General features: G+C 48.9%; 26 protein-coding genes. 22 read left to right on the top strand and 4 right to left on the bottom strand.

Translation table 11 applies throughout. From position 1 onward, the window contains the following. Positions 1-2: 2 nt before the first annotated feature. Positions 3-245 carry a hypothetical protein gene (locus CWE12_RS01120; protein ID WP_126787740.1) on the bottom strand — a complete coding sequence of 81 codons (243 nt, stop codon included), beginning with the start codon at positions 243-245 and terminating at the stop codon, positions 3-5. 118 nt (positions 246-363) lie between these two features. On the opposite strand from CWE12_RS01120, the gene CWE12_RS01125 reads away from it, so the two are divergent. The 10 genes from CWE12_RS01125 to CWE12_RS01170 all read left to right on the top strand — a co-directional run bounded on the left by CWE12_RS01125 (position 364) and on the right by CWE12_RS01170 (position 11,161). Beyond that, positions 364-1,908: a BcsE family c-di-GMP-binding protein gene (locus tag CWE12_RS01125; RefSeq protein ID WP_126787741.1), complete on the top strand. Its 1,545-nt coding sequence runs from the start codon at positions 364-366 to the stop codon at positions 1,906-1,908. Then, positions 1,895-2,077: a hypothetical protein gene (locus CWE12_RS01130; protein ID WP_126787742.1), complete on the top strand. Its 183-nt coding sequence runs from the start codon at positions 1,895-1,897 to the stop codon at positions 2,075-2,077. Before CWE12_RS01125 ends, CWE12_RS01130 begins: the two co-directional genes overlap by 14 nt. Beyond that, positions 2,074-3,729 (top strand): cellulose biosynthesis protein BcsG, encoded by a 1,656-nt coding sequence (gene bcsG / locus CWE12_RS01135; protein WP_126787743.1) that lies wholly within the window; start codon positions 2,074-2,076, stop codon positions 3,727-3,729. Before CWE12_RS01130 ends, bcsG begins: the two co-directional genes overlap by 4 nt. A 21-nt stretch (positions 3,730-3,750) precedes the next feature. After that, a complete protein-coding gene (locus CWE12_RS01140; RefSeq protein ID WP_126787744.1) occupies positions 3,751-4,527 on the top strand; it encodes a response regulator in 777 nt (258 codons plus the stop codon). A gap of 302 nt (positions 4,528-4,829) precedes the next feature. Continuing rightward, positions 4,830-5,132 carry a DUF2314 domain-containing protein gene (locus CWE12_RS01145; RefSeq protein ID WP_126787745.1) on the top strand — a complete coding sequence of 101 codons (303 nt, stop codon included), beginning with the start codon at positions 4,830-4,832 and terminating at the stop codon, positions 5,130-5,132. Between the two features lie 98 nt (positions 5,133-5,230). Further along, positions 5,231-5,707, top strand: a complete 477-nt coding sequence (locus tag CWE12_RS01150; protein ID WP_126788475.1) for a GNAT family N-acetyltransferase — start codon at positions 5,231-5,233, stop codon at positions 5,705-5,707. Between the two features lie 115 nt (positions 5,708-5,822). Then, positions 5,823-9,377, top strand: coding sequence for a hypothetical protein (locus CWE12_RS01155; RefSeq protein WP_126787746.1), 3,555 nt, complete (start codon positions 5,823-5,825; stop codon positions 9,375-9,377). Positions 9,378-9,470: 93 nt separating this feature from the next. Further along, positions 9,471-9,917, top strand: a complete 447-nt coding sequence (locus CWE12_RS01160; protein WP_126787747.1) for a hypothetical protein — start codon at positions 9,471-9,473, stop codon at positions 9,915-9,917. A 53-nt stretch (positions 9,918-9,970) separates the two neighbouring features. Further along, positions 9,971-10,627 carry a DUF2971 domain-containing protein gene (locus tag CWE12_RS01165; protein WP_157981903.1) on the top strand — a complete coding sequence of 219 codons (657 nt, stop codon included), beginning with the start codon at positions 9,971-9,973 and terminating at the stop codon, positions 10,625-10,627. 111 nt (positions 10,628-10,738) lie between these two features. Next, positions 10,739-11,161: an N-acetyltransferase gene (locus tag CWE12_RS01170; protein ID WP_126787749.1), complete on the top strand. Its 423-nt coding sequence runs from the start codon at positions 10,739-10,741 to the stop codon at positions 11,159-11,161. Between the two features lie 23 nt (positions 11,162-11,184). Here CWE12_RS01170 and CWE12_RS01175 read toward each other — a convergent pair whose 3' ends face one another. Further along, positions 11,185-12,093, bottom strand: a complete 909-nt coding sequence (locus CWE12_RS01175) for an AraC family transcriptional regulator (RefSeq protein WP_126787750.1) — start codon at positions 12,091-12,093, stop codon at positions 11,185-11,187. 102 nt (positions 12,094-12,195) lie between these two features. Between CWE12_RS01175 and CWE12_RS01180 the strand changes: the two genes are divergently transcribed. From CWE12_RS01180 to CWE12_RS13740, 7 genes are all read left to right on the top strand, one after another. Beyond that, the gene (locus CWE12_RS01180) at positions 12,196-12,939 is read left to right on the top strand and encodes an SDR family oxidoreductase (protein WP_126787751.1); all 744 of its coding nucleotides are present in this window, start codon (positions 12,196-12,198) and stop codon (positions 12,937-12,939) included. Positions 12,940-13,072: 133 nt separating this feature from the next. Further along, the gene (locus tag CWE12_RS01185) at positions 13,073-14,116 is read left to right on the top strand and encodes a sensor histidine kinase (RefSeq protein ID WP_126787752.1); all 1,044 of its coding nucleotides are present in this window, start codon (positions 13,073-13,075) and stop codon (positions 14,114-14,116) included. Further along, positions 14,089-14,811 carry a LytR/AlgR family response regulator transcription factor gene (locus CWE12_RS01190; protein WP_126787753.1) on the top strand — a complete coding sequence of 241 codons (723 nt, stop codon included), beginning with the start codon at positions 14,089-14,091 and terminating at the stop codon, positions 14,809-14,811. The genes CWE12_RS01185 and CWE12_RS01190 overlap by 28 nt, the downstream gene beginning before the upstream one ends. 25 nt (positions 14,812-14,836) lie before the next feature. Continuing rightward, the gene (locus CWE12_RS01195) at positions 14,837-16,216 is read left to right on the top strand and encodes an amidohydrolase family protein (RefSeq protein ID WP_126787754.1); all 1,380 of its coding nucleotides are present in this window, start codon (positions 14,837-14,839) and stop codon (positions 16,214-16,216) included. Positions 16,217-16,335: 119 nt separating this feature from the next. Beyond that, positions 16,336-16,608 (top strand): CopG family ribbon-helix-helix protein, encoded by a 273-nt coding sequence (locus CWE12_RS01200; RefSeq protein ID WP_126787755.1) that lies wholly within the window; start codon positions 16,336-16,338, stop codon positions 16,606-16,608. Further along, positions 16,605-16,904, top strand: coding sequence for a type II toxin-antitoxin system RelE/ParE family toxin (locus CWE12_RS01205; RefSeq protein ID WP_126787756.1), 300 nt, complete (start codon positions 16,605-16,607; stop codon positions 16,902-16,904). Before CWE12_RS01200 ends, CWE12_RS01205 begins: the two co-directional genes overlap by 4 nt. A 249-nt stretch (positions 16,905-17,153) precedes the next feature. Then, entirely contained in the window at positions 17,154-17,300 is a 147-nt protein-coding gene (locus tag CWE12_RS13740; protein ID WP_420836622.1) for a hypothetical protein, read from the top strand. Between the two features lie 5 nt (positions 17,301-17,305). On the opposite strand, the gene CWE12_RS01215 is transcribed toward CWE12_RS13740, so the two are convergent. Further along, the gene (locus CWE12_RS01215; protein ID WP_126787757.1) at positions 17,306-17,563 is read right to left on the bottom strand and encodes a hypothetical protein; all 258 of its coding nucleotides are present in this window, start codon (positions 17,561-17,563) and stop codon (positions 17,306-17,308) included. A gap of 199 nt (positions 17,564-17,762) precedes the next feature. Here CWE12_RS01215 and CWE12_RS01220 point away from each other — a divergent pair, with 199 nt between their 5' ends. From CWE12_RS01220 to CWE12_RS01240, 5 genes are all read left to right on the top strand, one after another. Continuing rightward, complete coding sequence (locus CWE12_RS01220; protein WP_126787758.1) at positions 17,763-18,059, top strand: hypothetical protein; 297 nt, start codon at positions 17,763-17,765, stop codon at positions 18,057-18,059. Between the two features lie 24 nt (positions 18,060-18,083). Then, positions 18,084-18,947, top strand: a complete 864-nt coding sequence (locus CWE12_RS01225) for a DUF2971 domain-containing protein (RefSeq protein WP_126787759.1) — start codon at positions 18,084-18,086, stop codon at positions 18,945-18,947. A gap of 59 nt (positions 18,948-19,006) precedes the next feature. Then, positions 19,007-19,465 (top strand): GIY-YIG nuclease family protein, encoded by a 459-nt coding sequence (locus CWE12_RS01230; RefSeq protein WP_126787760.1) that lies wholly within the window; start codon positions 19,007-19,009, stop codon positions 19,463-19,465. 88 nt (positions 19,466-19,553) lie between these two features. Next, positions 19,554-20,012, top strand: a complete 459-nt coding sequence (locus CWE12_RS01235; RefSeq protein ID WP_126787761.1) for an SRPBCC domain-containing protein — start codon at positions 19,554-19,556, stop codon at positions 20,010-20,012. Positions 20,013-20,033: 21 nt separating this feature from the next. Continuing rightward, a complete protein-coding gene (locus tag CWE12_RS01240; protein ID WP_126787762.1) occupies positions 20,034-20,648 on the top strand; it encodes a hypothetical protein in 615 nt (204 codons plus the stop codon). Positions 20,649-20,813: 165 nt separating this feature from the next. Here CWE12_RS01240 and CWE12_RS01245 read toward each other — a convergent pair whose 3' ends face one another. Beyond that, positions 20,814-21,977, bottom strand: coding sequence for a sensor histidine kinase (locus tag CWE12_RS01245; protein WP_241984102.1), 1,164 nt, complete (start codon positions 21,975-21,977; stop codon positions 20,814-20,816). Positions 21,978-22,046 lie beyond the last annotated feature (69 nt).

A 22,046-nucleotide genomic window follows, 5' to 3' on the forward strand; every position in this document is an offset into this window, starting at 1 on the left:
ACTTAACGGTCGTCTTGGACTGGGTCGGATGCTGCTTCAGCGCTGGCAACCAGGCTTGAAAGCGGCGAATGGAAGAGCCGCCATTTAGTGCGTGTTGTGGTGATTTGCTGAGAAAGGTTTAATTCGCGAAATTGTAGCCCCTGCTCACCAGTGTGAAGCTGCAACATGGCGATATCTTCCGCTTCAGAAAGGCGGGTCGTCGCCGTTGTGCCGGACGGAGGGGTGAGCATACTTTTTGTGATCATGTTGCTCCTTGCTTATTTATAAGCAGTTCTTTATATAAACAGGCGTTATAGTACTTGCTTAACAACTTCTTTTCTTTAATCATAGGGACCTGTACCCCCTGATGGCAAGGAGAATTCATTGCTAACACTGAAGCATTCGACGGACAGTGCGCATGATCAGTTTCCTGATGTTAAAGCTGGCGAAGTCCATGCCGTATCGGTGCTCTCTAAACAACGTGCATTTCAGTTAGCGGAATTCATTGCCGTTCAACAACCCAGCCTGGTTATTTCGCCGTGGCATGACGAGCGAAATGACGAACCTGATGCGTTATCAGCCAACTGCACCCTCGCCACATGGAAGTACACCAAGCGCCTCAAAACCAGCTCGATCCGACGCTCGTTAGAGGTGTTAAGTAAAGGGCTCGAAGCCATCGTTTATATTATCGAGAAACAGGCCTCTGATGAGGCACCGGCCAGGCTGCAAATGGTGGTACAGGGTGAGCTGGCGCAATTTGCCCGGCGTCATATGCTACCGGTGGTGGTCCTCTTAGTCGACTTTCCCCTTGATCAGGTGCGTACCGCACTGATAACCCCGCTAAGCCAGCTTACCAGCGTGCAGTCAATCGAACCGGCTGAACACGGCGACGACTGGCTGGTTCATTACTGGTTTAGCCATGGTCGCGTATTGCAGTTTGATATTGATGTACTGGATGAATCCGCCAGCGCTGAAGCGGCTGGAACAACCTCGTCACACGCTGCAGCCCATGAGCCGGTGTTGCTTGGAAACCGTGCGCCTAGGTATGCAGTGGCGGACGCACTGGCGAGCACTGAATCGCTGCCGAAAGAATGGCGGGTGATCGAGTCCTATAACGATATTCAGGATTACATCGAGCCCGGGGTCGATGGCGTTATTTTACTGCCTTTTACTAAGCATTCAGAAATACAAACACTGCTTAAGACCGTGCATGGGATCCGAAAGTACGCCGGACCTTACTGGAAAATTGTCATTCGCGAGCGCAACTCAAGCGTTCGTTTGTATGAAGAAAAAGTCTTGCTGCAAGCCGGGGTGACCCTGGTGGTGCCGCAGCAACTGCCACTGAATCGTCTGTTGAGTCTGGTCGAGTCAGTGTCGGGCTGGAAATTTGAGCAGCGCCTGGCGACCCTGGAAACACTCAGTGGCCGGCTTAAGGTGTCATCGTACAAAGGGTATCTGGAAGCAGCCGAATTCTTTCAGGTGGTGCCTCAAATAGCCCAGCGCAATGCCGCTTACAAATTGGATTTCTCATTAATTTTTGCCCATCCCGCTGCAGGGGTTAGCAGCTCAGAGATCCTCTCGCGCTGTAAGATCCAGCGTGAGGGTGATCTGATAACCAGCACCCGGGAGGGGGTTTATATTTTCCTGCCCGCGTGTCGCGCAAACGATGTCGACAAAGTTCTGTTTAGCTTGTTCAGCATGCCGGTGTCTCATCTTTTCTCGGGGGAAGACAGAGCACAGTCGCTGCATGCCGTGCAGTTTATCTGTGAACGGGCGCTGCAGGCAGAACGGGCTTTGCCAAGTAAACCCATGCCTGTGTTAGCCTTGTCAGACGACGAGGATTCCCGGCGTACTCTGTTCTACCCGCAGCCAGCTCCGGTTTCGTCAATTCAGCTGCGCAAAAAAGGGGGCGGCAATGCTACCAATTGATCTGGTGATGGTATTGGTTGTACTGGCTTTTGGTTGCGGTATTTTGTTTTTTGTTCTGCTCAAAGCAATTAGCGCCCGGGTCTGGCGCCGGAACTGGGCGCTGCTGACCATGAATCGCCACTTCCGTGTAAAAAAAAGATATAGCAACAAAGAAGGACGTTCCGAATGACCAGCCATTCACCCGCTGCTTTTCGACGTGAGCTTGTGGATGCAGGCTGGCCGCTACTTTCCATCGGCGGTTGGAGCTTTTACTTCCTGCTTAAGGCGGTACTGGCGTTTACCGACAACATCGAACTGATGCTGTGGGAGAACCTGGCGTTAATTGCTGTTCTGCTGGTTCCGATTGAACGCAAATGGCTGCGCTATACACGGCATGTGCTAATGGCGGTGTTAGCCGTTGCTGTGTTGTATCAGGAAAGCTTTCTGCCGCCGTTTGAGCGACTGACCGCGCAGTGGGACTTTGTCAGCGGCTTTACCTTCGGCTATCAGCTCGAATTGCTGCTGCGCTTTGTCGATGCACAGGTCGTCGCCGCAATGCTGGTTTTCGCCATTATTTACTGGTACCTGAGTAAGCTGCTCAACCTGACGACCGTTTCCATTGTCGCTATTCTCGGCGTGAGTCTGTGGGGGCCTAATCAGTCTCAGGTGTTTGTCACCGCCTCTGAACAAACCGAGGACGATGCTGGCGCTTCAGAGCAAAATACCGGGCAGAGTGCCGGCCAAAGTACCGGAAAAAACCGCGAGAAAAATCAGGATGAAACAAATACACCTGATCAGGCGTTGCAACAATTCTATCAACAGCAGCAGGATCTGGCCTGGAGCGATCAGGTAAACGCACCTGAAGACGGCGTCGATGTATTGTTGCTTAATATCTGTTCGTTATCGTGGCAGGACTTAGAAATTAGCGGCCTGAGTGACCATCCGGTGCTGACAGGGTCTGATCTGACCTTTACCAACTACTACAGTGGCAGTTCCTATTCTGGTCCTTCAACCTTGCGTTTAATGCGCGGCGCCTGTGGCCATGAACCTCATAATGGGCTGTTTACGGAGGACTCATCGTGCGCTTTAGGGTCGATGTTTGCCGACGAACAGTGGGATCAGCAGGTGGTGATGAACCATCACGGTGACTTTGACGACTACCTCGACATGGTGCGCCAATACGGGCAGTTGCAGGAGGCTGCATTTTACCCACTGCAAGACGTTCCGCAAACCATGCTCGGTTTTGACCAGATGCCAGTGTATTCGGACGCCCACCTGTTAAATCAGTGGCAGTCGGAGCGGGCAGGGAGCGGCTCAGGCTTTACCCTGTACAACTCGGTTAGTTTGCACGACGGCAATCAGTTGTTTGGTTTCCGCGGTAATTCGATGGCCAGTTATCGGGAGCGGGCTGAACAGTTACTGGATGATATTCAGGAGCTCTACGACCGGGTTGAGGCGAGCGGTAAGCCGACCATTATTGTGATGGTGCCTGAACATGGTGCAGGCCTGCAGGGCGACCGTTTCCAGGTTCCAGGCATGCGTGAAATTCCTAGCCCGGCTTTGACCCATGTGCCAGTGACCGTGCAGTTTTTCGGTATGCCAGTTGAAGGTGACGGCGTTCGCTTCGAACCCGTAACAGGCCCTTCAGCCGTGGCGAGCCTGGTGCAGCAGGCAGTGGACCAGTTAAACGGCGAACCGCAGCCGCTGAACTTAAATGAGCTGAGTCGTAATCTACCCACCTCGAAGGTAATCAGCGAAAATGACCAGGCCATTATGTTCGAGTTTCAGTCGGAAATTCTAATTCAAACCTCGGCTGGCAACTGGGTTCGCTATGCAAGGTAAGCAACTAAGGGAGTTCGCATAATGCAGTCGCAAACACCTGATAACAAGCAGCTAGATTGTCTGATTTTAACCGACAGCAACGGGCCGCTGGCAGAGGTCAGGGACGCCTTGCACGATGAAGGTCTGCAAACCCGCTGCGCTGACAGCCTGAGTGACTTTCAACGGCAAAGTTCAGAGCAAGTACCAGACCTGGTTCTGATTGACCTCGATTTACAAGGGCAACGAGTCAGCGCCAGTGACGAGCTACTGTCGTTTAAAGAAGAAAACCCCGGAGTGCCTTGTTTCATGCTAAGTGAACGTGGTGATTTTAAATCACGTCTTGCTGCCGTTCGCGCCGGCGCCAGTTTCTTCTTTCAGGCACCGCTCAATACCGCGCAGTTAATTGAAAAAATACGTCAGGCCTGCGGCCAGAGCGAGCCCTCGCAACGGCTTATCGTTGTGCTTGAAGACGAGCCCGTACAGGCCGATCTGTATGGTGCCGTATTGAAAAGCGGCGGCTTTAACGTGGTCATCGCCGATGACCCGGAACAGGCGCTGCAATACCTGCTCGACAACGACGCCGGCCTGTTAATTACCGACGTCCACCTGCCCAAATGCTCCGGCCTTGAGTTCGGCCAGTTGCTACGCCAGCACGAAGCACTTGCAGACTTACCAATCCTCTTCATGTCCAACGACACCGCCGTCGACATCAAGCTCGCCGCCCTAAGCATCGCCTTCGACGAATTCATCACCAAACCCATCGAACCCTGGCGCCTGCTGATGATCGTCGAAGCGCGAATGATGCGGCTCTACGGCTAATCAGTCAGCCCGGCCTAACGTTGCTAACGCGTCGTAAACTTTCCGGCACCATTGCGCCGGAAAGCGGGCGCATTTGTGCTTGCCTGGTAAAAATAACTCTTGTAAGGTCAATACAATAAGAAAGCGTAGCCAGGGATATCAGGCATAGCGTAAAAGCAACACGAGCATGCTCAGATTGTTTTCCAAGGGAAAGAGCCTCCTCAGTAAAATCCTCTCGCTATTTCAATGACCCGCTGCCTTTTCCGCTCGAAAACCCGAGCTGGGGGGGTGTGCTGGCACACTATACAACTGTTAAGGATATTATGGTCAAGTTTGAGCTAGAGAGCGGAGAACAACTCCACGCAGAAGCCCCGGATACCTTTTGGATACCGCCATTGGATGCTAGACAGTCTCTTTCCTCAGGGGACATCGTAAAGCTTGTGTTCCGTATAGAAGAGGATGGTGAGGTCAACGTCGAGAGAATGTGGGTGGTGGTTCAAAAGGCAACCACAGAGGGGTACGTCGGTTTATTGGATAATGACCCATACTGCACTGATCGAATCCAGGCAGGCTTGGAGCTAGAATTTGCTCCAAAGCATATTATCGATATCTATGCTGACGACTGACATCCTTAACAAGGCCAGTCACGGCGACGTCTAACTACATTGCGGCTTCGCCTCCATTACGTAGCCGCGCGTGCTGAGGGGCGTTATGGCATATGACTATGGAAAAAATTGTCAAAGGTCCTGATGACTGTAACGATGCTGAACTCAAGTCATTTGAAAAATTGGTGACTGAGGGTGGAGAAGTTGCGTTGGCAGGTCTCCGACAAAGAATTCAACGCGCAGAGAAGCTTGTATTTATCAACGATGGTGAATGCGTGGCTGTTGGGGCAATTAAGAACCCTAATGCCGGGTATAAAGCTCGTGTATTCGAAAAGTCGGGAGCTCCTGAGCCAGATAAGTATGAATATGAGCTGGGCTGGCTTTATGTGTCGAAAGTAGCGAGAGGCCGAGGCTACGGGCGTGCTTTAATGGAGTCAATTAATGACTCGTTGTCTGGCAGAGCGTGTTTCGCCACGACTCGTGCGGATAATGCTTCTATGCATCATTTGTTCAGTCGATTTGGCTTTTCTAAGCTCGGGCAGCCATACCAAAGCGAAAATGGAAGTTATTCTCTTGTACTCTACGCAAAGCCATAACAAGGCCAGGCACAGCGACGGCTTTTCCGTTACGGCTGAAGTAGCGTCTAGTTGATGCGAATGCATTTTGCTAGAACAATCAAATAAACCAAGATAAAAGTGGATTACACAAGAAATGGCAGCGGATGGAAAACAGCTCAGTAACCCTTTTTCGACAGGGAATGGTGGCCCAAGATTTGAAGCCAATATTCAGGCCACATTTGTTACCTTGATGCTAAGTGGTGGTTACGCTCCCTGCCTGCCATCATGGCCAATTGTGGAAATAAAGTTACAGGGCGCAGTAGCAGGCTATGCCACAGATGATCTGATAGTTTTCGTTGAAAACCCGGCAAACAATGATCGTCGACGGTTGCTTGGTCAGGTAAAGAACTCGATAGCAATTACCGCCAAGAGCACATTATTTTCTGAGGTTATTCGAGCAGCTTGGAAGGATTTTAATAACGCCAATGTTTTTACTAAAGGAAAGGACGTAATTGCTCTGATTACGGGGCCAATCAATGCCACCGACACCGATGGGGTTAATGGGCTATTAGAGCAAGCACGCCATACACGTGACGCTGATGAGTTTTTAACTCAAGTCGAACGGGCTAATTTTTGTTCAGAGAATGTAAGGAATAAACTGGCTGCATTTAAAGCTCAACTCAAAGTCGCTAATAAAGGCAATGATGTTGAAGAGCAGGACTTATATGAATTCCTTAAACATTTTCACTTACTTGGTTATGACCTTGCGAAAAAGGGAAGTATCGTTTCGTCACTTTTGCAATCGCATATTGCACAATTCAATAAGGATATTCCCGATAAGATTTGGTACCAGATAGTCACGGAAGTACAGGATTTTAACCAGTATGCAGGGACAATTACTTTCGATACCCTATCTGATGATTTGCTCGAACATTTTAGAGAGCCTGAGATCGCATACATTCCTAAAGAGTTTGCCAAGGAAAAAGTAGTAGTTCACCGGACAGTACAGCCAATCGCAACTGATTGGAATCTGCACGCTTGTGCTCAAAAGTTAGCAGTTGCAAATCTAATCGGCAGCTGGAATGAAAGTAGTAAGGATGATATTGAGGTTGTCACGCAGATTATTAGAGAGGATTACAGCAGCTGGATAGCGGGTCTGAGAGAGACATTACATGTCCATGATTGTCCGTTATCTTATAAAAATGGCGTATGGCGCTTCAAAGATCGTTTAAAGTCTTGGCAAGAGTTAGGAAGCAGGCTTTTTGACGATCACTTAGATACTTTTAAGGCCGTTGCACTAGAGGTTCTCCGAATTGACGACCCTTCTTTTGAGCTACCTGGTGAAAAACGATATGCCGCTGCCATCTACGGTAAAGTGCTACCGCATTCTGGAAATATACGTGAGGGCTTGGCAGTAGCGTTAGCACTCATTGGTAGCCAAGCAGCTTCATTAACTAATTGTACCCAGGGCAAGGCAGGTGAAATAGCGGCGTTATCAGTGCGTGAATTATTGGATGAAAGCGATTGGATCCGCTGGGGCAGTCTCAATAGCTTACTACCAAGCCTTTCTGAAGCGTGTCCAGACGAGTTTCTATCGGTTGTAGAAAGCTCTATCGCTGCCACACCTTCGCCCTTTGAAAAGTTATTTGAGCAAGAAGACACGGTTTTTTCCGGCAGAAACTATATTACTGGTCTTTTATGGGCGCTTGAGGGAATCGCTTGGGAGGAAGCTTACTTGAGCCGCACTGCCGTTGCTTTAGCAGAAATAGCATCACATGACCCCGGAGGTAACTGGGCAAACAGTCCTGGCAATTCACTGACAGATATTTTTCTTCCTTGGATGCCGCATACATTAGCGTCAGTTGAGAAACGACAAGCAGCACTTAAGACCATCTGCTTTGAGCAGCCCGAAGTGGCCTGGAGGTTGCTGGAGAGCCTGCTTCCAAAGCAACATTTAACAACTTCAGGTACTCATAAACCGAACTGGAGAAAAACGATACCTGAAGACTGGAAGAAAGGTGTTACGAATGGAGAGTATTGGGAGCAGTCTCGATTTTGTGCTGAGTTGCTTGTTGAGCAAGCAGGTAGTGATCTCGTCAAACTCACGTCTTTGGTGGGTAACTATGATCATTTGCCACCGCCTGCCTCTGAAGCATTGAGAGATAAGCTAAAATCTGACTATTGCTTAAACCTCCCTGAGCAAGAGCGTATGCCGCTCTGGACGGCATTATGCAAATTGATTGCGCACCACCGCCGTTTTCCTGATGCTAGTTGGTCGTTGGGGGATGAGTATTTGCTTCCAATCGAGGAAATAGGCAGGCAACTTGCGCCCCAAAGTCCAACTCTCCTCCATACACGCCTGTTCTCAGACGCTGATTCTTATCTCTATGAAGGTGATGGGGATTGGGAAGAAGAGCAAGAGAAACTATTCCAAATACGAAAAGCTGCCATAGGGGATATCCTGAGTGAAGGGGGTCTCCCTCTGGTATTAAAGTTTGCTTCGTCGGTTCCTAATGCCCACCTTGTGGGTGACGTTTTGGCGGATATGGATCAACCTGAGTTTGATGCAGAGCTATTACCTGCTTTGTTACGTAAGGCAGATCAAAAACTTTGGTCTTTAGTTGCGGCCTACGCATGGCGTCGCAGGTTCATGGGCAACTGGCAGTGGTTTGATGATATTAACAAGGTAGGCTGGGAGCCAAAACAGATAGCCTTACTGTTGTGCGCTTTGCCATTTGATAAACATGCCTGGGATAGAGCAGCACAGTTGCTTGGTGAAAACGAAGGTGAGTACTGGAGTATTACAAGCGCTCATACCTATCAGACAGAGGACGATACCGAATATGCTCTCAGGAAGCTGCTTGAATTCGGACGTCCAAATGCTGTGATAGATGGTCTCAGCAGAGACTTATTTAAGAAGAAAGATATAAACACGGACTTAGCGTGTGATGCTCTGTTGTCGCTGGTCCAAACTGAAGAACTTACCCGAGGAATTGACGGGTACCAAATCACCAAAATAATTAAAGCTCTTCAAGAGAATGGTGCTACCGATCAAGATAAGCTCTTTCATGTTGAATGGGCATATGTGTCTTTGCTTGACAGGCACAGTGATGGTTCCCCTATCACCTTGGAAAATAGGCTAGCTTCCGACCCCCATTTTTTCTGTGAACTTATTCAAATTATCTATCGTGCTGAGGGTGCTGAGCCAGAAGAGCCTTCGGAACAGCGTCGAAATATTGCCACTAACGCATACCGCTTACTTTCTACGTGGCAAGTTATCCCCGGTTCTCAAGCGGGCGGTGAGTTTGAGCCAGATGTATTTACGGAATGGCTGACTGCTATGGAAAAGATAGTCAAAGCCTCGGGGCACCATGATGTTGCGATGATTCAACTTGGTGATGTGCTCGTTAATGCACCAGAGGGGCCGGATGGTTTATGGATTCATCCTGTGATTGCAGAAGCAATGAATAGCAGAGCGCGCACTAGCCTCCGCGATGGATATAGCACAGGTATTTTCAACTCTCGAGGAGCCCACACAGTTGACCCAGAAGCTAAGCCTGAGAGAGCACTGGCCGAAAAATACAGGCAACGAGCCGATCAGGTTGAAAATGCTGGATACCAACGATTAGCAACTACCTTGAGGGGTGTAGCCGATAGTTATGACCGAGATGCTGAACGAATCATTTCTCGCGGTGGTATTCCATATTGAGGAACCGTATAACAAGCCACTGCACTCGGAAATTTTACTCGTTTTGCTCCTAAAATTCTGGTGAGTGGAGCGTTAGGCATTCAAGGAGGAAAGATGCATTCTGCAAATAATAAGTACCTTCTGGCTGCGGCAATATGTTGTTTTGCGGCCGCGTTTGCTCATTTGGGCTGCATAGTATTTGGTGGCGATTGGTATCGTTTCTTTGGTGCAGGTGAGCAAATGGCTCGGATGGCGGAGGAAGGGCTTTGGTATCCGACAATTATAACCGCTGTCATTGTCTTGGTGCTTTTGGTTTGGGGGCTTTATGGCCTGTCGGGTGCGGGTGCAATCAAACGTTTACCTCTGACAAAACCAGCGTTAATAGTCATAACCAGTATATTTTTACTGCGTGGCGTTTCCTTCGTCGGATTAATGCCAATGTTTCCAGAAAACAGCCTGACGTTTTGGTTAATTAGTTCTGGTATATGCTTGTTTATTGGCGGCCTTTTTGTTGTAGGTACTTGGCAGCAATGGTCAGTTTTAGGCGGCAAAAATGCCTGACAAAGCACAGCACTCGCGGCTTGCCGCCCGTGTACTTGGGGTTAGGAATTAGTATGAGACTTTACCATTTTCTCAATGAACAATTTGGCCTAGAGGACATTCGAAAGCGCCGTCTGAAAGTTGCCAGAATTGATGAACTGAATGACCCCTTTGAGTTTGCCGGAGTTAACTTTAAAGACAGGCCGCTACGTGATGCTTTTCGGAAAATGAAAAGAGAAATTTCGCAAAATAGCGGCCTCCTCTGCTTCAGCACCAAATGGAGCAACCCGGTAATCTGGAGCCACTACGCAGATAGACATAGAGGCCTTTGTCTGGGTTTTGATGTGGCCGATATGTCCGTAGGTCCGGTTTCTTACTCAGGAAGGCGCCTCGCCGTAGAGCTTGATAGCCTACGAACACCTCGTGATTTGTCGGAGGAGTATGTCAGAAAGATACTTTTCACCAAGTATGCGCATTGGAGGTACGAGAATGAATATCGAGGCTTCGTTACTCTTGATGAAGTAGATGAGGCCACTGGCCTGTATTTCGTTGAATTCTCGGAACGCTTAATTCTTAGGCAAGTAATAATCGGTGCTGAATCAGCTATATCCAGGAAGAGTCTTTCTGAAGCATTAGGGGAGGAGCTGCAAGATGTTGAACAGATCAAGGCACGATTGGCATTCAAATCATTCTCTGTTGTTCCTCAGAGAAGTAGCAAGCTCTGGCCCTAACAATCTCAGTCACAGCGACAGCTTTCCATCGCGGCTTTGCCCTCATTTTGTCGCCGCTGCGCTCAGCGTTTTCAAAGCTAGACAACAGTTTGGCAGTTATGAGAATCAAAAATGATACGTGAATATATTACTTCAGATATGGATAGTGTTTTGAGTATCTGGCTTGAATCCTCGGTTAAGGCGCACGACTTTGTTGAGCGTGCGTTCTGGGAATCCAGACTGGATGATATGAGAAGTATTTATATACCAAACTCGGAAACTTATGTGTATGAATCGGACAGTGAAGTAAAAGGTTTCTTCTCATTGCACGATGACACGTTGGCGGCTATTTTCGTGGCTCCTGGTTGCCAGGGCGAGGGGATAGGCCAGAAGCTGATAGCAAAGGTCAAATCGCTTCGTCAGCATATTAGATTGAATGTTTATAAAGAGAATCAAAAGACCGTGGCATTTTATAAGCGCTGTGGCTTTCGCGAAGTATTGGAAAGAAAAGACCCGCATACAAGCCACCTTGAGTTGGTGATGGAGTTCAACTGAACCAGTTCAGTTAGCAGGAGCATTCACTTAGCAGCAATAGAAGCGCCGGCATACTGGCTTGGCGTCTGGCCCAGCCGCTTTTTAAACGCGACACTGAAGGTGCTCGACGAGCCGTAGCCTACCAAGTGGGCGATTTCAGCGATTGGTAAGTCCCCTTGTTGCAGCAGGGCTTTTGCCAGCTCCATACGCCAGCTGACGACATAGTCCATTGGCGTCATGCCGAGGGTGCTGGTAAAACGTTGAAAGAATGCAGAGCGGGACAGGGCAGCGAGTCTGGCTAGCTGAACAACCGTCCATGAGTGCGCAACATCAGCGTGAATGGCCTGCAATGCCCGCGCCAGGCGCTTATCGCCGAGACCCCGCAACAGGCCGGGTGGTGCGCTGTCGGATGTGGTTGCTCGCATTGCTTCGATCAACAGTATTTCTGCCAGCCGTGAGAGCATGTAGTCGCTGCCTGGTTGGTCGTTGGCGGTTTCTTCTGCTACCAACTGCACCAGCTGCAACAGTCTGCTTGAATCTTGTACGTGGATCACGCCCGGCAACATGCCCACCAATAAATCCGGGTTGGCGCAATTAAACTGAAATGACCCTCCTAATGACCGCATATCGGCAGCACCGCTTTGCTCACCATAACGCAGCTCGTCTTTTCGTCCTGCCACGGCGTTAGGGTCCAGGAGCACCGGCGGTGCCGGGGTGAAGCTTGAAATCATAAAGCCCGGTGTCGCGGGCAGCAAGATGAAGTCGCCGGCATTGATGGTGATAGGTTCATGGCCGTCGACCGTTAGCAGGCAGCTGCCTTCGAGCATGATGCAGAAACTGGGTAGGCCGAACTCCGAGTAGCGAACAGCCCAGTCGCCACGACCGCTAATAATGTTGGCTAACAGGGCCTGAGGCTGAAGGAATTTAACGACTTCGGATAAAGGATCAGACATAAATGGACTATCTCTAAAATTATATGGACTTTACATTAGCAAAAGTTCTTAAAGGCTGAATTATAGTTCACTCCAGGTCAACCACTATGAACGGAGTAAATTATGAAAACAGTACTTATCACTGGCTGCTCGTCTGGCTACGGTTTAGAAACTGCACGCTATTTTCTAGCCCGGGGCTGGAATGTCATCGCCACCATGCGTAACCCTGCTATCAACGTTTTGCCGCAGTCCGCTAACCTTAAGGTGCTCGCGCTGGATGTTACCCAGCCCGACAGTATTGCCCAGGCTTTGAGCGACAGCGGGCCCATCGATGCGCTGGTCAACAACGCTGGCATTGGTCTGTTCGGTGCGTTTGAGGCGACGCCCATGAGCACGGTGCGCGAGGTATTCGAAACCAACACCTTTGGCGTGATGAACATGTGTCAGGCGGTCATTCCGCAGTTTCGCAGTAAAGGGGCGGGCACTATCGTGAATGTCACCTCCAGTACAACCCTGGCGCCGTTTCCGCTGGTAGCGGGTTATACCGCCAGCAAGACGGCGGTCGAGGGCTTTACCGAATCGCTGGAGCACGAGCTGAAGTTTCTGGGTATCCGGGTCAAACTGGTGGAACCTGGTTACGGGCCTTCGACCAGTTTTACAGCGAATGGTCAGGAGCGTATGCAGGGGCTTATTCCAGAGGCTTACGAGCCGTTTGCGCAGGCCGTGTTTAGCGGCATGTCGACGCTAAGCGCAGTCACCCAGGCAACCGACGTGGCCGACGTGGTTTGGCGCGCTGCCAACGATGAGTCCGGCCAACTGCATTTTCCTGCCGGAGCCGACGCCGTCGCGCTGGCAGATAAAAAGTAACAGAGGCCTCCATGACCGTTCAATCCTCAATCCTGGCGGTTGAGGATTGAATTCCTGCCATTCAGGAAATCCTTTGTTGTAAGCCATTACCCGCTGGGCTAGCTTAGCGGGTAAATCACTCCATGTATTTTCTATGAATTTGAATTTTTATTTTAATAACAGAGAAAAGCTTTTTATCTCGGCGCTGTTGCTGCTTTTGTATCTTATTCCGGCAGGTCTGGAGTGGCTGCAGTTAGAGAAAGAGCAGCTGTCGCGGATTCTAATTAGCCTGCCCATTTGGCTGACGTTCTTTTTCATTGGGCCATTCTGGCTGTTTTACCTTCTGCAAAAGGTGAAGCCGGTAGCTAACTTCAACGTTGTCGCGCAAGGTGTTGTGTATGTGCTGATGATGTTTGCCGGGGCGCACATGGTTAGCAGATTACACCTTCTGGCGTTTCCGCAGTACCAGTTTCCACTGGAAGAGCAATTTGTGTCGGCGTTGCTGTGGGGTGTGTTTATCTTCTCGATGACCCACATGTACCTGTTGTATCAGCGTTTTTTGTCAGAGCAGAAGCTGCGCAAAGAAGCGCAGTGGGCGGACTTAACCAACCGGCTTAACCCGCATTTTCTGTTCAATTCGCTCAATACTATCTCGGCGTTGATTTATTCGTCGCCACAAAAAGCCGACGACGTATTGCACAAACTTGCCGACATTTTGCGTTACTCGGTTGATCAGCAAAAAGAATGGGTGTCGCTGGATCAGGAGCTGAGTATTTGCCGAACCTATCTGGCGATCGAGCAAGCGCGTTTTACTGACAACCTGGTGATCGATTGGCAGCTCGACGAGTCGCTCAACCCCGCGTTGTACAAAGTTCCGCCGTTATTGCTGCAACCCCTGATTGAAAATGTGGTGAAGCATGTGAAGCGCCGGCCTATTGAGCTGACTATTAGTGTGTATACAGAGAAGAGTGTGCATGCAAAGAAGGGTGTCCATGCAGATAGGGGCAGCCTTATCTTCCTGGTTTGCGACAACGGGGACGGCTTCAATGAATCGGTGCTAAGCGAGCAGGAACAACAAGGGCAGGGGCTCGATATTGTGAAGAAACGGGTGGCTATTGCGGGTGGTAGCATGACGCTCTCCAACCAGGATCAGACTAAAGGAGGGGCGGTTTGCAAAATCAGCCTGCCAATACATTGATGCGCGTGATCATTGTTGAAGACGAAGCGCCGGCACGATTAAAGCTGAATATGCAGTTGCAGCAGCTTGACGGCGTGTCGGTTATCGCGGAATGTGATGATGCGGTGAACGCAATAAGCGAGATTAATGCGCTAAAACCCGACCTTGTATTCATAGATATCGAGCTTGGCCAGTTATCGGGCTTTGATGTGCTTGAGGCGATCAGCCAGCCATGCCATGTGATCTTTACCACTGCGTATAGCCAGTATGCGGTGAAAGCGTTTGAAAAACGCGCCCTTGATTACCTGTTGAAGCCCTTTGATCTTAACCGTTTGCGCGAGGCACTGGTGCGCGTCGTGATGCCCTATGAGCAACGCTCAGATGAAAGTTCTGATCAGCTAATTGCCAAAGCGGGCGACAAAATGAATGTACTACAGGCATCGGATATCTTCTTTGTCAGCTCTGTTCAGGGCATTTCGGTGGCGCAGTGTCTGGAGCGGGATTATCACCTCGATCTGAGTCTGGAAGCGCTGTCTAACCAGCTGCCTTCAGCATTTTTACGCGTGCACCGCAACTGCATCGTCAACACCAAACTCATTAGCCAGATAGAGAAGTGGCACAACGGCACCTTTCTGCTGCGTTTTAAAGACTTAAGGGCCACCGTTACCACCAGCCGAAGTGGTGCTGTGGCGATTAAAAAGTACTTCAGGCTTTAAGCAACACCACAACAAGGAAAATCAGATGAGAAACCAACGCTTACTGCTCGTTTTGTTCCTGTGCTTGGTAAGCTCGCCGAGCTTTGCCACCAGCTTCGTATTAAACAATGTGTTGCTGCCAGACTTCGCCACGCGCGAATTAAACCCGGTGAATGTTGAGATTGCCGACGGCGACATTAAGCGCATTGTGGATATTGACGTTAACCTGTCGCATGCAGATGTCCGTGACGGGCAGGGTAAGGTGATCATGCCTGCGTTCATCGATATGCATTCACACAGCATGGGAAATTCGTCGTTAGACCGAAGCGACTACCAGTACATCGGGGTTCGGGGCACGGCGAATGCGATGATGTATGCCGGTGTGCATGGCTGGCTGGATCTGTATAGCAACGAAGAGGACATTTTCGGCTATCGGGATGAGCAATTCCCCGGCGAGCGTAATGAAGCCTTCGTGTTCGCTGCGGGCCCATGCTTTACGGTGCCAACAGGGCACTGTGACTTTGGCGAAACACGCCTTATCAGCACGCCTGAAGAAGCAATTCATGAACTGCGGGATCTCAATAATGCCCGGCCAAACGTGGCAAAAATCGTGTATGACAACGCCGGGCGTCGACCTACGGTTGACAGAGCGACCCTTGAAGCCTTTTTGAGTGAAGCAAAGCGTTTGGGTATTAAATCGGTGGTGCATGTGGGCTCATGGGATGATATTCGCACCGCAACCGAACTGGGTGCCGATGCGGTGACTCATTTACCAATGGACGCCATGCCCGACGATATTCCTCAGCTCATGGCAGCACAGGGCACAGCGTTTATTCCAACGACCGGCGTGGTGGCGGAACTGATGCTATTACATCAACCCAGCGACAGCGAGTTAGCCGCATCGGTACTGGCAATCCCGATGACAGAGAAACTGGTTAAGGACGACCTCTTGCAGGACTACCCAGTGGTAGCGGGCAATGAGCGTCATCAAAGTACTTTTGACTGGCTCGCCGGGTTAAAGACTGAGGGTGTTTTCAGTATCCGGCACGACGCCATGAGCCAGCTGGATCAGGCCGGTGTGGAGATATTGGTCGGTTCTGATGGAGGAAACTTTGCAGTGTTTCAGGGCGTAGGCTTTCACCGCGAAATGTATTTCCTGCAACAACTGGGTATGTCGCCATGGGATATCGTGATGGGCGCGACTCATAACGCCTACGACTTCCTCGGCCTGGAGTGGGGGCTTGAAGAAGGCCGCCCCGCACACTTCACCCTGCACGACAGCCGCATTTTCGAAGACCTAAGCCTTTCAACGGAGTTCGAACACATGTACCTGCACGGCAGAGAAGTAAGCAGAGAGCCTTTGCTGCGCTACGCCAAACCAGGTTTCTTTCAGTACATGAAACTGTTTTTTGGCTTTGAGGTGTGAGGTGTTGAACGCTAAGCACTCGGATTCGTCTGCAATGGCGCATATACAACTGTTAAATTGCCTTTCTGACACTCGAAAACTACAATGTATTACATTGTTATTAGTTGGAGAGGTTCACCATGAGTGTTACTACGGTTCGATTACAAGCTGAGGTTGAGCATCAGTTAGAAGCAATTGCGAACAGGCTTCACCGGAGCAAAGGATGGGTGATCAACCAGGCTTTATCGGAATACGTTGAAAAACAGCAGTTAGAGCAAGAACGCTGGCAACAAACCCTGGATGCTATGGAATCAGCTGCTCACGGGAAAGTGGTGGATGCTCAAGAAGTCCACAGCTGGTTGAGCAGTTGGGGTGCAGAAAATGAACAGGATGCACCAGGGTCTGATAAGTGAAGTTAGTTTATACCGACAACGCAATCGGAGATTTAAAGTGTTTGCGAGCGTTTATCGGGGCTCACGATGGAGCGGCAGCTAACAGAATCGCGGCAGAGTTGATTGCCAGGATTGCTCTATTGCCAGACTTTCCAAAGCTGGGCACTCCGGTTCAAATGGCGCCAGTACCTGAAAATATCCGTGATATGGTTTTTGGAAAATACGTAGTTCGTTATTCACTGCATACCAATACCATCATTATTCTTCGGGTATGGCATGGACTGGAAAATGAGCGCCGGTCATTTTCCAGTGAGTAACTTCGAGCCCAGACTTTTGATTGCGCAGGTTAATGCTTGAGCGTGAGTACGGCATTTAACAACTGATTGCGCTGAAGCAAAAGGAATTTTATATACTCCAGGGGAAGCCTACTCTTGGAGATGCAACATGGCACTCAAAAAGCAAAATGGCAATGAAAATGGATTTGTCCATCATTCTAACTAGTTTGATAAAAGAGCAGGGCTGGACTCAGAAAGAAGCGGCTGAAAAACTGAAAATCCAGCAGTCCAGTGTCTGACTTGAAAAATGTCAAGATTCAAAAATTCACCATTGATGCGATGTTAGACATGCTTGACGTGTTAGGTTTTAAGGCTGAGATGTCGATGCCCACCCTACATGAGGCATCAATATCTATCTCAAAAGTCAACGCTGCCTAAATTAATCAGAGTTCGACTTTTAGACTTCTTAAGCGTTGCTCGGCTAATTTCATAGCTTGCCGATCAATGCCATTTAAGTCCTCTATGGTAATTTCTGGGGCCTGGCCATACTGAATTCTCCGCAGGTCTTTTCCAAATTCATCCTGATAGAGTGTCACGCCGTGTTTTATCAAGTGCTTGAAGCCGAAGTCCTTCTTGTCGTGTGCTGCACGAGAATATGGAAGCACCTCAAAGGCGTCTGGATTACCGAATACGCCGCGCATTTATTCTTGCCTGGATAAATTAAGTCTTGTAAGGTCAATGAGATAAGAAAACGTAGCCAGGGATATAAGGTGCAGCGTATAAGTAAAATGAGCCTCCTCAGTGCGAATTCTTCGCTATTTCAATATCCTGACTCCACGCCTGGCTGCAACAACGGTTTGAGAAAGCGTGCTGGCACATTATACAAATGTAGGTTTCCATATGTACCCTGAAGATATCGAACGTTGGATAAACGAAAAATTCGCAGAGCCTGAGAGAGCCAAAGCTGCTCTGGCACCATTAGCCGGCATGGAGTTTCAGAGGGAAAGGGTAATGCGTAGTATCTTGTCACTTTCAGAGAGTGATTACGACTCAGTGGTAGCATGGGCAAGGAAGGCGAAAGCGAATCCAAAGCATGTGATTGGCCTTGCAGAGTACGATAATAGAGAGGTTAGGAAATTTAATTTTCATAACGAGCTCTTTTCACAGAAACCCTACTCATATACTGATGAAGCCTAACGCTTTCAAAGAAAACATCGAGGGATGATGGTACCTACTGAGTTATTCAAATATAAAAATTTCGAAAAGTACACAATCCTAAGTCTATTGAATAAGGGACTTTGGATACCAAAACCTGTTCAGCTTAATGATCCATTTGATTCACAGCTTAATTTACTGGTTAGCGATGTGAGTAAAGCTGAGTTTATCGAATATTTTGGTAAGTTCCAGCACTGGTACAAAAATAAGACTGGCAAGTTTATCACTTACAATGGTTTTGATGATTTATTTGAAAATGGAAAGCCAGCTACATACCTCAAACAAAAGGCTGGTATGGTGGCTGATTACTGGAATGAGAAAGCGGAAACAGCTGGAGTGCTGTCGTTATCATCAGACCCAATTAATACTTTGATGTGGTCACATTACGGAAATAATCACTCAGGTATTTGTATCGGTTATTGTCCTAAAAAAATATTTCCAAAGTCTATTTCAATGGTCAGTGATTGGTTACACGAAGTTGAGTATAAAGAAGAAAGTGAAATTACCAGAAACGCATATTTGTTGTATGCTGCAAGTGGAATGTGGCATTCCAACGATGCCGCATTCAGATTGTTCTTTAAGACTCTTTGCACTAAATCTATAAATTGGAAATATGAGAAAGAGTGGCGTTACTTATTACCAGAAAATGGTGGGCGGGTTTTCAATTTAAATATTGAAGCCATCACGAGTATTACTTTTGGACTTAATACTTCGATTGAAACTAAGACAGCGATAAGCCATTTGCTTAGGTATCATCAAAAGAAAACACGCTTTTACCAAACCGTTCGTGATGATCACAGCGCAAAATTATGTCGATATATCATGGATATAAATTCACGATATTGGGGGGAATCCCCAGAAAGGCACTAACAAGCATGGGCAGCCGACGGCTACCACGCAGCTGCTTTGAACGTTATGCAGGAGAAACAATGAGTTCGATTGACGCTCTGATTGATTACACAAACGAATTTTTCCTTCGGCACTGGACGTCTTGCATTGGACATTCTACGCCAGAATGGAAAGCCGACTGGGACTGGAAAGGCTCGGTGCCACATCATGATAAGCGCGGTGTTTACGCGCTCTTTGACGAAGCAGGTAAAATTATATACATAGGTCTTGGCGCTTCGGTAGGTGGTGGAGATCGCATAGGCTATGGAATCTCGCGACGGTTGCTGGGGCATGTAATAACCACTGACAAGACGAAAGGTCGGGGGCATTATGTCCCTCAAAGGAAGTGGTCGGAAGTTAGCTCGTTAGCTGCTATCGGCTTCCCTAATGAGTATTCCTATTTAGCTCCAGCGCTTGAGGATTATCTAATCGAGAGGCTTGCACCGCCAAGAAATAGCAGCAAGAGAAGAAAAGAAAGCGTTGACACTAGCAACGCATAACAAGGTGTATCAATTTGCGCCTCACGCGGACACTTGCTTTGCTCCCGCAGTTTTTCGCGGCATTAGGCACCACCTGAAAGGAAAGATGATGGGCAGGCACATTATTCGAACGGAAGTTGAGATTGACGCGTCGGCTGAGCAAGTGTGGAGCGTTTTGTCCGACTTTAACTCCTATCCCGAGTGGAACCCTTTTATTAAGTCTGCCGTTGGGCAGCCAGTCAAAGGGGAGAGACTCCAAATTACGATTCAGCCTGGTGGAGCTAAGCCAATGCGTTTTTCTCCCAAGGTTCTTGCTTCAGAGCCAGGGCGCGAGCTCCGCTGGATTGGGCGGTTAATCGTTCCGGGCATATTTGACGGGGAACACTGTTTTATTATCGAGAAACTATCAGACACTAAAGTCCGATTCGAACAGAGCGAGAGGTTTAGTGGCCTTCTCGTTGGGTCGCTGCGTGCTACTTTGGAGCGTGATACCAAGCGCGGATTCGAAGAAATGAATCAAGCCCTCAAGACAAGAGCAGAAACAATAGTGTTCGATAAACGTGCCTAACCAAGTGCAGCAGGCGAAGCTATGCGTGAAATTATGAACGAATCTAAATGCAAGGCTGAAGCTTATCTCTATGGCTTATTGAATGATCTCGTATCCGATCAGGATGTGATTGCGTGGGCAGATTCTTTGATTATGGAATATGATGTTCCAAATGATTGGTTGATTGATCTTTGTGGCTGCAAGAAGGGGGAGTCTAAGAAAATCATAGGTATTCTTAATAGCGTAAAAGGTACTGCGGATACCGCTCGTATTAATGAAGAAATACTCTCTCTTTATAGTAATAAGACACGGCCATTTTCTTTATATAGTATAGATGAGCTCCCTGATGGCTTTATCTATCCAACTGATTTAGAGAAGATGGCAATGAATGGAGGGTATGTCTATAACGCATTAGTAGAATGGCTGGATAGAAAATGGTCCTACATGGGCAGACTCTTACGGCATGTTCAGGAAGTTAATCCCTCTTTCGTGCCATTCGCCAAGCTTGATGATCGATTCTTATGTCTAGACGAGAAACATGAAGTCTATATTGCGGATATTCTTGAAAAACAACAAGTTAAAGTTGGTAGTTTCGGTCAATGGTATGCAGACTATGTTAATGAGGCAAGACAAGGGGTCTGGCATGCTGGGGCATAATAGGCGCTAAAGATGCAGTCCTTGATTATGACCATCGAAGAGTCTTTTCAGATATCTGGTGCAATACGAGGGCGGAGCGGTATCCATTGATGACTAAGCGCTCTAACAATGCTAGTCAAAACGAGTCCGCAAGATGCGTCAAAGCGTCAGGCTTTTCGATGCTCCTTATTTTGCTGCTGGCAGCGCCAGCGTAACCTCGAGCCCGGCCTTTTGATTGCGCAGGTTAATGCTTCCACCGTGTGCTTCAATAATGTCACGGCAGAGCGTTAGGCCAATACCAGACCCGGTTACTTTTGTGCTGTAGAAGGGGATCAGTGCGTGCTGAAGCTGCTGGTCGCTCATTCCGCCGCCTGCATCCTGCAGAGTGATTTGTAACTGAGAGCTCTGCTCGCTTATACGAAGGCTGATATGCTCTGGTGGGGAACCGCTTTCATGGGCATTTTTTAGCAAATTCAGCAGTACCTGATGCAGCTGACCTGGGTCTGCCTGCCACGGGCGTTGTGGTAGGTCGCCGAGCAATTCGAACTCGTATAGGTTCTGCAATTGGTTGACTAACCGGGGCCAGTTCACGGTGCTCATGGTGGGCGGTGGTAGTTTGGCAAAGTGGATATAAGCCTGCACAAACTGATTGATATCTGTGGCTCGTGCACTGATGGTTTCAAACAGGCTGGTCAGTTCCGTTTGCTCTAATTGCTGGGCCCGTTGCTGACCTGAATAGGCTAATGACGACAAAGGCGCCAACGAATTATTCAGCTCGTGACCAATTACCCGCAGCAGTTTCTTCCAGGCGGTTAGTTCTTCCCGTTGGATCTCGCGGGTCAGCGGTTTCAATAAGTACAGCCAGTGCTGGCTATGATTGAGCTTAAATTGGTTAACTGACAGGTGCCACACACTCTGCTCGGGTAAACGCAGCAACCCCGGTTGCTTATTAGCTATGGCATCAGCCAGAACCGCAACCTTTGACGCGGCCTGAGTTAGCTTGCTGCCTTCCATTGCGCTACCTGCAGTCAAAAGCTGACGCGCTGCCGGGTTGCTCATGAGGATCGTATCCTTGTCGTCCGTTAACACCAACGCCAGTGGGCTGCTTTGCAGCACCGTATCTAACAGCAGTTCGCGCTGATACAGGCTTGCACGCTCTGCCCGCAGCTGGGCCGACATGCTTTGCAGGGTCTCTGCCAGACTACCAAGCTCACGGATGTTGAGTTGATTGGCACTGGTATTAAAGCTGCCGTCCTGCAGGTTCTGTGCGTGCAGGTTGAGAGCCTGTATTTCTGTCATTAAAGGCTGCAGCATCCAGCGCAGCAATAACGCCAGAAGTATCCCCGCCACGCAGATACCAATGCTGATTAAGGGGGCGCTTCCGGAATCAGGAATCCCTGAATCAGAAAAACCGGGGTA

Source organism: Aliidiomarina sedimenti (genome assembly GCF_003986955.1).
GTDB lineage: Bacteria > Pseudomonadota > Gammaproteobacteria > Enterobacterales > Alteromonadaceae > Aliidiomarina > Aliidiomarina sedimenti.